This window comes from Dactylosporangium sucinum, from assembly GCF_014647515.1.
GTDB lineage: Bacteria > Actinomycetota > Actinomycetes > Mycobacteriales > Micromonosporaceae > Dactylosporangium > Dactylosporangium sucinum.
Window position 1 is genome coordinate 33,965 of record NZ_BMPI01000079.1, and the last position, 14,670, is coordinate 48,634.

14 protein-coding genes are annotated in these 14,670 nt (G+C 73.8%); 6 read left to right on the top strand and 8 right to left on the bottom strand.

Translation table 11 applies throughout. The features are described 5' to 3' along the window. Positions 1-37: 37 nt before the first annotated feature. Entirely contained in the window at positions 38-805 is a 768-nt protein-coding gene (locus IEZ31_RS47520) for a hypothetical protein (protein WP_190256727.1), read from the bottom strand. Next, positions 802-1,416, bottom strand: coding sequence for an RNA polymerase sigma factor (locus tag IEZ31_RS47525; RefSeq protein ID WP_190256728.1), 615 nt, complete (start codon positions 1,414-1,416; stop codon positions 802-804). Before IEZ31_RS47525 ends, IEZ31_RS47520 begins: the two co-directional genes overlap by 4 nt. 80 nt (positions 1,417-1,496) lie before the next feature. Here IEZ31_RS47525 and IEZ31_RS47530 point away from each other — a divergent pair, with 80 nt between their 5' ends. Beyond that, positions 1,497-1,841: an STAS domain-containing protein gene (locus tag IEZ31_RS47530; RefSeq protein ID WP_190256729.1), complete on the top strand. Its 345-nt coding sequence runs from the start codon at positions 1,497-1,499 to the stop codon at positions 1,839-1,841. Here IEZ31_RS47530 and IEZ31_RS47535 read toward each other — a convergent pair. The 3 genes from IEZ31_RS47535 to IEZ31_RS47545 all read right to left on the bottom strand — a co-directional run bounded on the left by IEZ31_RS47535 (position 1,828) and on the right by IEZ31_RS47545 (position 4,681). Next, positions 1,828-2,499, bottom strand: a complete 672-nt coding sequence (locus tag IEZ31_RS47535; RefSeq protein WP_190256730.1) for a DUF3159 domain-containing protein — start codon at positions 2,497-2,499, stop codon at positions 1,828-1,830. The two genes, IEZ31_RS47530 and IEZ31_RS47535, sit on opposite strands and share 14 nt — an antisense overlap. Before the next feature lie 201 nt (positions 2,500-2,700). Beyond that, positions 2,701-3,990: a condensation domain-containing protein gene (locus IEZ31_RS47540; RefSeq protein WP_190256731.1), complete on the bottom strand. Its 1,290-nt coding sequence runs from the start codon at positions 3,988-3,990 to the stop codon at positions 2,701-2,703. A gap of 175 nt (positions 3,991-4,165) precedes the next feature. Further along, positions 4,166-4,681 (bottom strand): type II toxin-antitoxin system PemK/MazF family toxin, encoded by a 516-nt coding sequence (locus IEZ31_RS47545; RefSeq protein WP_229836968.1) that lies wholly within the window; start codon positions 4,679-4,681, stop codon positions 4,166-4,168. Positions 4,682-4,741: 60 nt separating this feature from the next. On the opposite strand from IEZ31_RS47545, the gene sthA reads away from it, so the two are divergent. The 3 genes from sthA to IEZ31_RS47560 all read left to right on the top strand — a co-directional run bounded on the left by sthA (position 4,742) and on the right by IEZ31_RS47560 (position 9,027). Further along, positions 4,742-6,145 (top strand): Si-specific NAD(P)(+) transhydrogenase, encoded by a 1,404-nt coding sequence (gene sthA, locus IEZ31_RS47550; protein ID WP_190256732.1) that lies wholly within the window; start codon positions 4,742-4,744, stop codon positions 6,143-6,145. A 78-nt stretch (positions 6,146-6,223) separates the two neighbouring features. Continuing rightward, positions 6,224-7,828, top strand: coding sequence for an NTF2-like N-terminal transpeptidase domain-containing protein (locus IEZ31_RS47555; protein WP_190256733.1), 1,605 nt, complete (start codon positions 6,224-6,226; stop codon positions 7,826-7,828). Between the two features lie 716 nt (positions 7,829-8,544). Further along, positions 8,545-9,027, top strand: coding sequence for a YfbM family protein (locus tag IEZ31_RS47560; protein ID WP_190256734.1), 483 nt, complete (start codon positions 8,545-8,547; stop codon positions 9,025-9,027). Positions 9,028-9,463: 436 nt separating this feature from the next. On the opposite strand, the gene IEZ31_RS47565 is transcribed toward IEZ31_RS47560, so the two are convergent. Further along, a complete protein-coding gene (locus IEZ31_RS47565; protein ID WP_190256735.1) occupies positions 9,464-10,345 on the bottom strand; it encodes an NAD(P)H-binding protein in 882 nt (293 codons plus the stop codon). A 70-nt stretch (positions 10,346-10,415) separates the two neighbouring features. On the opposite strand from IEZ31_RS47565, the gene IEZ31_RS47570 reads away from it, so the two are divergent. Next, entirely contained in the window at positions 10,416-11,285 is an 870-nt protein-coding gene (locus IEZ31_RS47570; RefSeq protein ID WP_190256736.1) for a LysR family transcriptional regulator, read from the top strand. Positions 11,286-11,294: 9 nt separating this feature from the next. Next, entirely contained in the window at positions 11,295-11,501 is a 207-nt protein-coding gene (locus IEZ31_RS47575; protein ID WP_190256737.1) for a hypothetical protein, read from the top strand. Here the strand turns inward: IEZ31_RS47575 and IEZ31_RS47580 are convergent. Beyond that, positions 11,498-13,117: a fucose isomerase gene (locus IEZ31_RS47580; RefSeq protein ID WP_190256738.1), complete on the bottom strand. Its 1,620-nt coding sequence runs from the start codon at positions 13,115-13,117 to the stop codon at positions 11,498-11,500. The two genes, IEZ31_RS47575 and IEZ31_RS47580, sit on opposite strands and share 4 nt — an antisense overlap. After that, the gene (locus IEZ31_RS47585; protein WP_190256739.1) at positions 13,114-14,598 is read right to left on the bottom strand and encodes an FGGY-family carbohydrate kinase; all 1,485 of its coding nucleotides are present in this window, start codon (positions 14,596-14,598) and stop codon (positions 13,114-13,116) included. The genes IEZ31_RS47580 and IEZ31_RS47585 overlap by 4 nt, the downstream gene beginning before the upstream one ends. Between the last annotated feature and the right edge of the window lie 72 nt (positions 14,599-14,670).

Here is a 14,670-nt window from a genome sequence, read left to right on the forward strand (position 1 = left end):
AGAGGGCTCAACGCCCCGCCCGCCGGTCGGTCACGCACTACTGGTTCGGCTTCGGCGACGTTCGCGGTTGCTGCTCCGCCTTGCCGCCCGGGTTGCCGTTATTGCCGTTGTTGCCATTTTTGCCGTTGTTGCCCTGGCTGCTCGCGCTCTTGCCGTTGTTGCCGTTGTTGCCGTTGCCGTTGTTGCCGGGGTTGGCGCCACGGCGCTCCTTGCAGTACGGCTCGATGCGCTCCTCGCCCTGGGCGACGGCGGCCAGCTCGCGCAGCTCCGCCTCGGTGAGCTTGCGGCCGCGGCCCTCCTGCCAGCGCCGGCAGAGCTCGTCGATGCGGGCCGCGCTCGGGGAGGCCGGCGCGGTGGTCGCGGCGGCGACGCCCGGCGGGGAGGAACTGGTGGCCGGCGGCGCGGACCGCGGCGGCGCGGGCGGCACCGGCCCGGCGTCCGGCTCCGGCACGCCGACGCCGGCGAACCAGTCGTGGGCGGCCCGCTGCAGCGGCTCGGGCAGCCGGCCGGCGCCGGCGGCGGTCGCGGCGCCGCCCAGCAGTACCGCTGCCGCCAGGGACCCGGCGAGCACCCCCACCCGGCGGCCGACCCGGACCCGGGCGGCGGCGTGGGCGGTCCGCCCGCCCTGCCGGAACGCGGCCACCGCCGCGTCCTCGCCGGCCAGCTCGTGCGGGCGGGCCGGACCGGCCGCGGCCCGCAGGAGTGCCGCGAGCTGCTCGTGGCCGGGTTCGGTGGCGCCGTCGAGCAGCCGCTCGGCCTCGTCCCGGCCGATCCGGCGCCGTGCCCGCCGCCAGTCCATCGTCACGCGCCCTTCAGCCGCAGGTCGGCGGCCGCCTCGGCGGCCTCCTGGGCGTGCTGCGGGCGGCGGGACTGGACCTGCGGGTGCGCGGCCAGCCGGCGCAGCCCTCGCATCGCGGCCACGCGCACCGCGCCGGGCCGCTTGCCGAGGACCTCGGCGGTGCCGGCGACGTCGAGCCCGGCCACGACCCGCAGCAGTACCGCTTCCGCCTGGTCCCGCGGAAGCTCCCCGATCAGCCGCAGCGCCCACTCGGTGCCGGCGTGCTCGAGCACCTCCCCGGCGACGTCCGGCACGGCCACGATGCAGGCCGTCTCGACGCTGTCGCGGGACTCCTCGCGGCGCCGCCAGACCCGGCGACCGTCGTCGATGCCGCGGTGGCGGGCGATGCGGAACAGCCACACCCGGAACGACGTCGCGTCGCCGGTGAACCGCGGCAGGTCCCGCGCGACCTGCAACCACGTCTCGGAGGCGACGTCCTCCGCGGCGTCGCCGCACACCGCGTGCAGGTACCGTAGAACCGCCGGCTGCAGCGCGCGCCACAGCACGGCGAACCCGGCCTCGTCGCCCTCGACGGCTGCCCGCAGCGGCTCGGCGAGCTCGGCGTCACGCACCGGCATCGGTCGATCCCGGTCGTTGTAACGTGGCGCGGCAGCGATCCGCCCCTTGGGGGAGGAGCAGACCGGAGGGGACCCCCGACATGACCGACGACATCGCGACCGAAGCGGTCGACGGCTGCCTGGTGGTCTCGCCGGCCGGCGCGCTCGACGTCGCTACCTCACCGGCGCTGCACACACTGCTGCACCGATCGCTGGACGAGGGCACGACCCAGCTCGTGCTGGACCTGTCGGCGGTGGACTTCATTGACTCAACAGCATTGCGCGTCCTGGTGTCGGTGCACAAGCGCTTGCGCGAGTCGGGCGGTTTCGCGGTGGTCTGCCCGCATGCCCGCATCCGGCGCATCTTCGACCTGACGGCCCTGGACCGCGTGCTCACCCTGACCGACACGGTGGACGAGGCCCTGGTGGCGCTCAAGAGCGGGTGAGCCGGTCGCTCTCCGGCGTTCCCCGCTGCGAGACTTCCTGCGGGTGGCGGATGCCCGGGTGGCCGTCGGGCAGTGCGCGCCGCAGCACCCACCAGCTGCCGGCCAGGCACGCCGCCACGAGCGGCCAGGTGAGCACGGCCTGGGCTGTGGCCAGCCACAACGTCTTCCCCGCCCACCAGAGCGGGACGAAGACGGCGAGCCGGACGAGGTACTGCAGGACCCAGATCCAGCTGGCCCGCTGATAGGCGCGCAGCAGCCCGGGGTCACGCCGCCACCGCCCCTTCTGCCCCAGCAGGGTGCCCACGACCAGCCCGAGGAACGGCCATCGTACGAGAATGCTCCCGGCCCAGGCGAGCGCCGAGGCGGCGTTGGTGAGCAGCCGGACGAGGAAGAAGTCCTCGGCCCGCCCGGTACGCAGCGCGACGATCGCCCCGAGGATGACGACGAGCAGGCTGACGACGGTGCCGACCGGCCGCTTGTGCTGCCTGACCCGCCACGCGGCGACCCCGGCGGCCCCGAGCACGGCCAGCCCGGCCCCGAGCGCGATGGACTGCCCGCCGGCAACCCACCCGGCCGTGAAGGCGACGATGGGCACCGCGGTCTCGACGGCCCCACGCCAACCACCGAGTAACTCCCCGAGTTCCCCGCTGCGCGCCATCCGCGCTCCCCTCACTCCACCGGCCTCCCACCATGCCGCGCACCAGCATAGGTAAGCCTTCCCTACGTGGCCATGGCGCGAGCCCTCGCGGGCGCGCAGGACGGCAGGTTCCCCCGGGCGCGCCGGACCACCATGCGCTCCGGGACGACGATCCGGAGCTGTGCAGACCGTACCCGGCCGGTCCGGCGGGGCGCGGAGGCGTCAGGCGGGCATCGTGCGGGCGTGCTCGACGACCAGCGACTCGATGCCGTACAGGAGCCTTGCCATGTCCGCCCGTGGGATCAGGGCGCTGTCCGCCGTCATCGCCAGCTCCAGGGACCCCGGGGCGTCCTGGGCGTCGAGCGCGAACGTCGTCCCCACCCGCGGCTCGTGGTCGACCGGCCACGACAGGGTGGTCCGGGACAGCGCCTCCTCCAGCGGCGCCGGAGCGGGCCTCGCGTAGCCCAGCACCGGCATCAGGCCGCGGGTGTCGTTCACGAAGACCGAGTGGTCGCACGGCGACGACGACGCGATGGCGCGGCGTAACGCCAGCTTGTCGTAGTACGCGTGGCGGTGTGCCGACAGCGCGGCGCCGAACGTGCGGTGGACCAGGGCCGGGAACGAGCCGTCCGCTCCCGGCAGGTGGAGCAGGCCCTCCTGGGCCACCGTGGTCACGCTGCCCGCCATGCCGGGCAGGAAGCGGTTGTTCACCACCACCTGGAACACCGTGTCGGCGGCGCCGGTCAGGCGGGCCGCGGCCGCCGCCGTGGCCGCCAGCAGCACCGCGTGGCCGTCGGCGGCCAGCCGGTCCAGCGCCAGCGCGAGCGCGGGCGAGTTGAGGACGGCGTTCGGGAAGACCGGCTCCGGCTCGGCCCGGGCCGGGAACGGGCGGTGGGGGCCGCGGGCGAGCTTGTCCAGCCAGGAGCGGCGGGCCGCGGCGTCGCGTCGGCGGCCCCGGTCGGAGTGCTGGAAGGCGGCCTCCTCCAGCGGCTGCTGCGGTACACCCTGGGGAGCGGCACCCGCCGAGAAGGCGTCCCAGTCGGCCAGGAGGTTGCGCAGGCCCCAGCCGTCGGAGGCCGTGTGGGGCATGGCGAAGATGATGTACCGCACCAGGCCGTCCCCGGCCACCAGGCCGATCCGCAGCGGCAGCTCGGTGAGCGGGTCGAACGGGGTGTCCTGCAGCTCGTGGTAGAGCGCGTACGCCACCGGCAGCACCTCGCCGGGCGGGGCGGAGCGCGGCACGACCGGCACCGTCCCGGCGGCCACCACCCGCTGCCGGACCGTGTCGCCGTCGGCGTCGAGCAGCGTGTGCAGCGAGTCGTGCCGGGCCAGCAGCGCCCGCACCAGGTCGGCGACCCGGGCGACCGGCAGCGGCTCGGGCAGCTCGCGGCCGCCGGTCACGTTGTACCGCGCGGCGTCGGTGCCCAGCCCGCGCACGACGTCCCAGATCGCGCGCTGCCCCCAGGTGCCCGGGCCGTGGCCGGCGCGCAGGCCGGTGAACGCGAACTCCACGGACAGGAGTCTCGCCCACCGCACACCCGGAGCGAAACGGTGGCACGATCCTGTATATGCAGCCCGGCGTGAGTATGGCCCGCACGATCAGCGCCGGGCAGATCAGCGCCCGCCGGGTGCCCGGCCCGGGGACGCGGCCCCGACGGCCGCGCCCCGGTGGTGCCGTAGCGCCGGCTTACGACCAGCCGTAGCCCTGCCGCAGCTGGGCGGCGACCTTGTCGAAGCGGGCGCGGTCCAGCACGGCGCCCTCGCGGCGGATGCCGTCGGCGTCCACGTGCAGCACCCGGTCGAGCCGGACCCAGCTCGGCCGCTTGTCGCGGTCCCAGGAGCCGGGGCCGAGGGCGAACCAGTTGCGCTGGCCGTCGCGGTCGCTCTGGCTGGACAGCATGAGCCCGAGCACGTCCCGGCCGGCCCGCCCGACGACCAGCACCGGCCGGTCCTTGCCCTGGGTGGGGTCGTCCTCGTACTGGACCCAGGTCCAGACGATCTCGCCCGGGTCGGCGTCGCCGTCGAGCTGCGGCGAGTACTCCAGGAGCTTCTGGCTGCGGCCGCGGTCCGGCGGCGTCTGGCTGTGCCGCGGGAGCGGGCGGCCGGGCGGCGGGCCGGGGACGGGCGCCGGGCGGCGGGTGGGCGCCGTTGACGAACGGCGCATCCCCAGCCGGGTGGCCACCGCGTTGAGAAGTCGTTTCACGCCGATGACCATAGCCGTGGCGATCTGGACTGGCATCGGCACGGCAGGAACACTGTCCACATGTACGACTTCGATGTCCTCGTGCTCGGCTCGGGTCCGGGTGGTCAGAAGGCGGCGATCGCCGCGGCGAAGCTCGACCGCCGGGTCGCGGTGGTCGAGCGGCGCCACATGATCGGCGGTGTCTGCATCAACACGGGCACCATCCCGAGCAAGACGCTGCGGGAGGCGGTCCTCTACCTGACCGGTCTCAACCAGCGGGAGATGTACGGTCAGAGCTACCGCGTCAAGGAGGACATCACCGTCGGCGACCTCGGCGCCCGCACCCAGCACGTGATCGGGCGGGAGATCGAGGTCATCCGCAGCCAGCTGGCCCGCAACCGGGTGCGCCTCCTGCACGGCACCGGCACCTTCACCGACCCGCACACCATCGCGATCGAGGACGACCAGGGCCGCGAGTCGCACGTCACCGCGGAGAAGATCATCGTGGCCGCCGGCACCCGCCCGGCCCGGCCGGACAGCGTCGACTTCGACGATGTCACGATCATCGACTCCGACGGCATCCTCAACCTCGACAAGGTGCCCAGCTCGATGGTGGTCGTGGGGGCGGGGGTCATCGGCATCGAGTACGCGTCGATGTTCGCCGCGCTCGGCACCAAGGTCACCGTCGTGGAGCGGCGCGATCGCATGCTCGACTTCTGCGACCTGGAGATCGTGGAGGCGTTGAAGTACCACCTCCGTGATCTTTCTGTCTCGTTCCGCTTCCGCGAGTCGGTCGCGGCGGTCGAGCGGCACGGGCGCACCGCCGTGGCGGTGCTGGCCAGCGGCAAGCGGATCGCCGCCGACACGGTCATGTACTCGGCCGGGCGCCAGGGCGCGGCCGACATGCTCGGCCTGGACAAGGCGGGGCTGGCCGCCGACGCGCGCGGCCGGATCACCGTCGACGAGAACTTCCGCACCGAGGTCCCGCACATCTACGCGGTCGGCGACATCATCGGGTTTCCCGCGCTCGCGTCGACGTCGATGGAGCAGGGGCGGCTGGCCGCGCACCACGCCTGCGACGAGCCGGTGCGCGGCATGCACGAGCTGCAGCCGATCGGCATCTACACGATTCCGGAGATCAGCTTCGTGGGCCGGACCGAGGACGACCTCACCGACAACAGCATCCCGTTCGAGGTGGGGATCTCACGGTACCGCGAGCTGGCCCGCGGGCAGATCATCGGCGACTCGTACGGCATGCTGAAGATCATCGTTTCGCCCGACACCCGCAAGATCCTCGGCGTGCACGTCTTCGGCACCGGCGCCACCGAGTTGGTCCACATCGGACAGACGGTGATGGGCTGCGGCGGCACCGTCGACTACCTGGTCGACGCGGTCTTCAACTACCCGACGCTGGCCGAGTCGTACAAGGTGGCGGCGCTCGACGCGATGAACAAGATGCGCTCGGTGTCGCGGCTGAGCGCCTGATCCGTCCCGCGGCGCCGGGAGCGTCTCGCCCGGCGCCGCGGGCCGGAAAATGTCCGACCCTGGGGGTACGGTCGGTCCGTGCGTTTCCTTCGATCGCTGGTCGTGCTGCTGCTCCTCGCCGGGTTGGCCGCGTGCGGCGAGCCCTCCGTCGACGACCGCATCGCGGCGTTCCTGGCGGCCTGGCAGAAGGCCGACTTCGCGGGCCAGCCGCTGTATACGCCGAAGGGCCGGCCCCTGGACGCCGCGACGGCGAAGCGCACCCTGGCCGACGTGGAGGGCGAGCTCGCGGCCCGCCGCCCGGTGCTGACCAAGCACGGCAAGGCGACGGTCCGCGGCGTCGACGCGGTGGTCGGCGTCGGCGTCTCCTGGCCCCTGCCGGACGGCCGCACCTGGACCTACGACACGACGGTGCACGCCCGGAGGATCGACAAGGTGTGGCAGTTCTACTTCGACGCCCGCACCGTCCACCCCGACCTGCACGAGGACCAGCACCTGACCCTGCAGCGCTCCCCGGCCCCGCGCGGCGTCGTGCTGGCCGCCGACGACGCCGAGATCGTGAGCGACACCCCGGTGGTGTATGTCGGCCTGGAGCCCCGCTTCGTCGACGACGTCGACGCCGTGGCGCAGCACCTCGACCTGGTCTTCCGCTCGGTCCGCGTGGACGTCGACGTGTCCGGCCTCCCGGCGCGGTTGCGCGCGGCCAAGCCGGACGCCTTCGTCGACGTGGTGACCCTGCGCCAGACCGACTACGCCGAGATCGAGACCGACCTGCGCAACACGCACGGCGTGACCACCCGCACGGGCAAGCTCTCCCTCCCGCTGACCCGCACCTTCGCCCGCGCGCTGCTCGGCACCTCGGGCCCGGCGACGAAGGAGCTGATCGACGCCGGCTCGGGCACCCTGAAGGCGGGCGACGTGACGGGCCTGACCGGCTTGCAGCGCCGCTACGACACCCTCCTGCGCGGCACGCAGGGCCTGGCGGTGGTCCCCGCCCCGGCCCCGTCGTCGGGGAGCGCCTCCCCGCTGTTCACCGCCCCACCGCTGCCGGGCGGCAAGCTCCGCACCACGATCGACGTCCGCACCCAGCAGGCAGCCGAGTCCGCCCTGGCCACGACGCCGACCCGGTCGGCGCTGGTGGCGATCCGCATCTCGGACGGCGCCGTGCTGGCGGTGGCCAACGGCCCGGACGCGGCCGGCTACAACCTGGCGTTCCAGGGCGAGCTCCCGGCCACGCTGCCGGCGGGCGCCGCTCCCGCCTCGCTGGGCTACGGCCTGGACTGGCACCTGGGCGCCGAGGCCTTCACCGGCCGCGCGCTCCCCGCGGCGTCGTCCCCGGCCCTCGGCTCCGCCCCTCCCCCCGGCTCCGCCTCTGCCCCCGGCTCCGCCTCGGCCCCCGCCGCGTCCTCGTCCTCAGCGGTGGGCTCCCCGCTGGTCCACGCGGCGGCCGTGGCAGCGCTGTCCCGCGGCCACTGGAAGCAGCCGGCCCTGATCCGCGACCCGGCCGCCCCCGGCGCCCTGCCGGACGGCGCGGCGCTCCCCGCGGGCACGTCCCCGTCGCTGACCGGAGCGGGCATGACGGCGGGCGTTCGCGGCGGCATCGCCTACTGCCTGTACGCCGAAGGCGCCGCCCCCACCACCCTCACCCAGATCGCCGAGGCGTTCTTGTCCGCCGCTGCCAGGTAGCGCCCGCCGAGCCGATCCCCGAGGTGCGCGGTGAGGTGCGGTCCCCGCGACGATGCCCGCGCGGCGAGGTGCGGTCACGTGACGATGCCGGCGCGGCGCGGCGCGGTCACCGTGACGATGCCCGCGCGGCGGGGCGCGGCGGGGCGCGCCGCTGCGCACGCCCGCCCAACGCCTTCCCGTCACGTGTCTGCCGTCGTGAGCCGCCGACCGGGGCGAGGGCGGATCGACCGGCGCCTCCGGTCGGGACCCGCCCATGATCGATGGAGCGTTCCGGCTGCCATGGCGACCAGAACTCTCCATCGATCATGGGCGGCGCCGCGCCGGCCAGGCTCCGTGCCACCCACGCCGCGGCCAAGGTGGGCGGTGCCGCGCCGGTCTCGCTCCGTGCCGACCCGACACCGCGGCCAACATGGGCCGCGCGCCGCGTCGGTCGCGCTCCGTGCCGACCCGACACCGCGGCAACATGGGCGGTGCGGCGGTCGCGCTCCGTTCCGACCTCCACCTCCACCGCAGCCGACATGGACGGTGCCGAGCCGGTGACGGTTGGCCGCCGCGTGGACTGACACCGCGGCCGATGGGGACCGGCGCCCGACCGGTCCCATGATCATGGGAAACAGCTGGTCGTCCAGGCAGCCAGATGGTTCCCACGATCATGAGCCGGTGCGGCGTGCGGACGGGCCGGGCGGTTCGGGGCTTACGATCGCGGGGTGCTTGGGGTGCATTTCGCGATCACCGCGGAGCAGGAGCGGGCGTTGCTTGCGGCCGCCGATGATGTGGACGACGACGCCGTGTCGGGGCTTCTCGATGAGATCGAGGAAGCAGGGTGGGACGGCGACGCGCTCAAGGTTGACACCGACAAGGCGTGGGACGCGATCCATCGGTGCCTGACCGACGGCGGCCTTGACTCGGATGCCGGCGAGTACCCGCTCTCGCATGCCATCCTGGGCGGCCGGGACATGCACGAGGACTTCTACGTCGTGTACGTCACCGCCGACGAAGCCCGCGACGTCGCTGCCGCGCTTCAGGAAATCGACCATGGCTGGTTTCGCCAACGGTTCGACGCCATCGACGATCCCGAATACCGTGGCGCGCTCGACGAGGCCGACTTCGAGTACACCTGGGCCAACTTCGACGACGTTCGTCGCTTCTACACCAACGCCGCTGCCGCCGGCCGCGCCGTCCTCTTCACCGCCACCTGACCCGCCCGACCCACCATCCCCTGCACCGCCCCGAGCCCGGCCGCGGGCGCTCGAAAGAGAAACGTGGGGAGAGAACAGGGAAAGAACGCGGGAGGCGAACTCGGAAAGGAACAGCGCGGGAGAGAACACGCGGGAAAGCACAGCGCGGGAACGGGAACGGGAGCACGGGAACGGGAGCACGGGAACGGGAGCACGGGAGCGCGGGAACGGGAGCACGGGAACGGGAGCACGGGAACGGGAGCACGGGAGCGCGGGAACGGGAACGGGAGCGTGGGAACGGAAACGCGGGAACGGAACGCGGGAGCGCGGGAACGGGAACGGGAGCGCGGGAACGGGAACGGGAGCGCGGGAACGGGAGCGCGGGAACGGGAACGGCGCGGGGAACGGACGTGGGAGGGGAATAGGGAGCGTGTGCGGGCGGCCGGGAGGGTGACGGTCAGGCTGACTGCACGGCTGGGAGGAGGGCCGACTCGCACCACTCGCGGAAGCTTGTCGGGGTGGTCCACTCCGGCGTCCTGGACACGCCGTTGTCCAGGCCCGCGTTCTTCGCCACCATCATCGCCGTCGTTCCGTCCGCGACCGCCGGAGAGGCGCCCCGGGACAGCAGCGTGGTCCGGAACGCGTCGGCGGTGACCTGCGCGTACTCGACCGGGCGGTCCACCACCTCGCTCATGATTTTCGCCAGGTCCGCGTGGGACAGGTCCTCCGGGCCCAGCACCGGGTGGTCGGACTGGCCGGTCCAGGAGCCGTCCAGCAGCAGCGCGGCAGCCACCGCGGCGATGTCCCGCGTCGCGGCCAGCGGCAGCCGGCGGTCGGGGTCGAGCACGCCCGTACAGCGGCCCTCGGTGGCGATCGGATTCGCCTGGCGCAGCACGTTGTCCATGAACGACGGGAGGGCCAGGGAGCGGTACGGTACGCCCGTCGCCATGATGGCGTCGTCCATCGCCAGCGACGCCGTCACCAGGCCGGCGTCGGACGCCCAGCGGGTGCCGCGGCCCAGCGCCGAGACCGCCACCACGCGGCCGACCAGGCCGTCCGTGAACGCCGCGCAGGCGGGAGCGGTGAAGCCCGCGTACACGTCGTGCAGCGACAGCGCGCGGAAGCCGGGCGGGGCGATCCACAGCACCGCGTCGGCGTCCTCGAACGCCGCGCGGACGACCGACGGGTCGCCGTGCGAGCCCACCACCGCCGAGGCGCGGACCGCGGGCGGGAGGGACGACGGGTCGCGGGCGATCACGCGGACCGGGGCGCCGGCGGCCAGGAGCAGGTCGACGACCTGGCGGCCGATGTTGCCGGTAGGAGTCGTAACAACGATCATGCGACCCAGTCAACCCGCACCCAACGGACACCTGAAGGACCGATCCGGTCCGCATTGATACCCTGGAAGTATGAGTGACCTGGAGTCGCGGCAGCTGCGGTACTTCGTCGCCGTCGCCGAGGAGCTGCACTTCGGCCGGGCCGCCGAGCGGCTCGGCATGGCGCAGCCGCCGCTCTCCCGCGCGATCCGCGACCTCGAGCGCCAGCTCGGCGTCCAGCTGCTGCGGCGCACCACCCGCGCGGTGGCGCTGACCCCGGCCGGCGCGGTGCTGCTGCGCGACGCCCGCACGGCGCTCGACGCCATCGCCGCGGCCGCGCGGCGGGCGCAGAACGCCGCACAGCCGGTGCTGCGGGTCGCGCTCAAGGCGGACTACGACGCCGGCCTGCTGCCCCGCTTCCTCGCCGCGTACCGCGAGGACCCCGCCGCCCTCCCGGTGGAGGTGCTCCTCGGCGGCCGCGGCGAGCAGGTTCCCGCGCTGCGCGACGGCCGGGCCGACGTGGCGATCCTGCCCGCGCCGTTCGACGGGCGCGGCCTCGACGCCGAGCCGCTGCTCACCGAGCCGCGCCTGCTCGCGATCGCCGCCGACGACCCGCTCGCCGCCCGCACGTCGGTCCGCCTCCGCGACCTGGCCGGCCGGGTCCTGCCCGACGGTGCCGCGGCGGACCGGCCGGAGACGGCGACGCCGCACGACCCGAGGCGGACGTCGTACGACCTGGCCCAGCTGTTCAACCTGGTCGAGCTGGGCACGATCGTCTGGTTCCTGCCCGAGTCGGTGGCCCGCCGGCACCCGCGGCCGGGGGTCGCCTACCGCACGGTCGAGGACCTCGGCCCGTCGACGCTGATGATCGCCTGGCCGCGCGACTCCCGCGACCACGCGGTGGCCGCGTTCGTGCGCGCGGCCACCGTCGTGGCGGTCAGGGAGACGGCCCTCGCGGGGTAGTGTGTGGTCGTGAACAACCTGACGGTCGCCCTGGTCACGGTAGTGGTGATCATGAGTGTGGTGGTGTGGTTCGACCGCCGCTGCCTGGCCGACCTCGCTCAGACGCCGGACAGCGCCCTGCGCGTGTTCGACCGCGGCACGTGGGCCCTGATCATCGTGCTCACCTTCCCGATCGGGCCCATGTTGTACCTCGGGTACGCCAAGGACCGGCGTTAGCCGATCGAGGTGTCCCCGCAGAGGTGCACCTCGACGCCGAGCGCCGCGAACATCGCCGCCTTCACCAGGAGCGCCTTGTCGGCGGTGGCCGCGTCGGGCGCGTAGGCGACGTTGAGGTGGTTCGCCTTGTGACGGGCCATGAACTGGTCGCGCGACACCCCGTGCAGCACCGCGTGCATGATCGGCCAAGCCGGCGTCGTCGCCGTCGACCGGCGCTCGGTCTCCGCGTCCGGCAGCGACACTGCCGAGGCCCGGCCCAGGTCGACGTGCAGCCGGCCGCCCTGGACGAACACCCGGCTCCACACGATCTCGCCCGGCTTGCACACGCCCTTGATCGTCGAGCCGCCGAGCGGGAAGTACACCGGGTCCTGGCGCCACCCGACCGCCTCGGCGTAGCCGGTCGCGAAGTGCGACGGCGGTACCGAACCGGAGATCTCGAAGACCCAGACGAACCGGCCGTCGTAGTCCTCGCCCCAGCGCACGTCGTGCAGCGTGGTCGCCGGGTCGAGACCCATCGCGGTCCAGATCCGGTTGGTGACCAGCGCGTCGACGGCCACGCCCTCGTCGGCCTCGTTGAAGTGCGGCAGCGGCACGCCGTCCCACAGCACCCGGGCGCCGTCGCGGGAGGTGACCGGCGGGCGGTCGGCGTTGTTCAGCAGGCCCTCGGCGAGGTCGGAGGCGGGCGAGAGGTCCTTGAGCCCCTGCTGGTACTGGATGCCCACCGCGTCGAGCCCGAAGTCGTCACTGATGCGCAGCGCCGCGATGTACATCTTGTACTGCCACCGCAGCTGGGCCTCGGTGAGCTCGGTCGCCTCGTCGGTGCCGAGCTTGAACGTCATGCCCTTGGCCCGCAGCCACTCGCCGACGGCGTCGGCCTCCGCGGACGGGACGCGCAGCATCTCGGCCCACAGGGCGCTCTGCGACAGCCGCTCCTTGTAGATCCCGATCGGGTTGAGCAGCTCGTCGTCGATGACCGCGTTGTACATGCCCATGCAGCCCTCGTCGAAGACGCCGATGATGGCCTTGTCGGCGAGCAGCTGCGCGGCGAGCGCGCGGCCGAGGTCGACCTCCGCCGATGCGGGCAGCGCCGGCAGGTCCCGCACGTGCGAGCCGTCGTGGTCGATGCGCCCGGAGGTCACCCACTGCCGCAGCCCGTCGAGGAACCACGCGTCGGTGAAGTCGACCGACCAGATCGTCGAGTACGGCACGCCCATCTTCGCCATGCCCGCGTTCAGGCCCAGCAGGCCCACGAGCCCCGGCCAGTCGCCGGCGAAGTTGGCGACGGTGAGGATCGGCCCGCGATGGGTGCGCAGCCCGGCCAGGACGTGGTGGCTGTACTGCCACACCGCCTCGGCCACGACGAGCGGCGCGTCGACGGGGATCGTCTTGAAGACCTCGAGCCCCATCCGCTGGCTGTCGATGAAGCCCTCGTGCGCGCGCACCACCGTCCAGCCCAGCTCGTGGAACGCGGCCGTCACGGCGGCCTCGACGGCGACCTGCGTCGGCCAGCCCGCGGCGTTGGCGGTGGGGCGCAGGTCGCCGCTGGCGATGAGGTACGCCGTCTGCGGCGGGCACGCCGGTCGGCTGACCGCTGGGGGCATGGTGTAACCGGTCATGTTCTCTCCTCCGGGAGGGCGAGCCGGCGGGCTCGCGACGCGAGGGTGTGGGCGACGCCGCGGGTGGCCGGGTACAGCTCGCGGTACAGCTCGTACAGCTCGTCGTAGCCGGGCCGCAGGGCGGCGTCCGGGGTGATGGTCTCGGCGGGCGGGTTCCAGGCGGCGATGTCCGCGCCGGTCGTGGTGCGGGCGGCGAGGTACGCGGCCCCGTAGGCGGCGCCGACGGTAACGGCCGGCACGACCTGGGTGAGGCCGGTGACGTCGCTGACGATCCGGGTCCACAGGCCGCCCCTGGTGCCGCCGCCGACGGCAACGACCCGCTCGATCGCGGCGCCGGCGGCGCGCATGGTCTCCACGTTGTGCCGGACGCCGAGGGCGGTCGCTTCGAGGGCGGCCCGGTACAGGTCGCCGCGGGTGTGGCTGAGCGTCAGCCCGGCGATGACGCCGCGGGCGTCGGGGTCCATGAGCGGCGTGCGCTCCCCCGCGAAGTACGGCAGCATCAGCAGCCCCCGCGCGCCGGGCCCGGACGCCTCCGCCTCGGCGAGCAGCGTCTCGTAGGTCGTGCCGCCGAGGTCGCGCAGCCAGGTGGTGAGCGCGCCGGACGTGGCCATCCCGCCGGCGAGGTTGCGGGAGCCGGGATAGGCCCCGACGGTCCCCCACATCGACGGGGTGGCGACCGGCCGGTCGACGGTCGCGACGAGGAACATCGTGGTGCCGTACATCAGCATCAGGTCGCCCGGGTTCTGCGCGTCGACGCTGACCGCCTCTGTCCAGGCGTCGATCGTGCCGGTGATCACCGGAACGCCCGCGGGAATCCCGGCGACCTCCGTGCGGGTCAGCCCGGCGATGTCGGCCGGCCACGCCAGCGGCGGCAGTTCGAGGTCCGGGGCCACGACGGAGGTCCACGGGCGGTACCAGTCGAGGTCGTCCGGGGCGTACAGGGGCGTGCACTGGCTGGCCGAGTGGTGGTCGAGGACGTAGTTGCCGGTGAGCCGGTACGCCAGCCAGGACGCGGGCATGAACAGCCGCCGGGCACGGGCCCACACCGACGGCTCGTGGGCGGCGACCCAGGCGAGCTTCGGCCCGACGGCCTGGGTCGACAGCACCGAGCCGCAGCGGGCGAGGATCGCCTCGGCGCCGCCGAGCTCCTCGGTGAGCGCCGCGATCTCGGCCGTGGCCCGGGTGTCGACGCCGTACAGGATCGCCGGCCGCAGCGGGACGTTCGCGTCATCGGTGAGGACCACGCAGGGGCCCATGCCGCTCACGCCGACGGCGGTGACCGGGTCGGCCGAACCCGCGGTCAGCTCGGCGGCGATGGAGCGGAACTCGTCCCACCACACGTCGGCGGACATCTCCACGTGGCCCGGGAACGGGCGGGAAACCTCGTGCGAGCGGACGGCGGTGGCCAGCACCCGGCCGTCGGGCGCGACGAGCACGCCCTTGCTGCTGGAGGTACCGATGTCGACACCGAGGAACGTCACGCGCCCTCCGCTTCGCTCCGGCCGCCTGACCACACTGAGCCCATGGTGACCGGCCCCTCCGCTTCGCTCCGG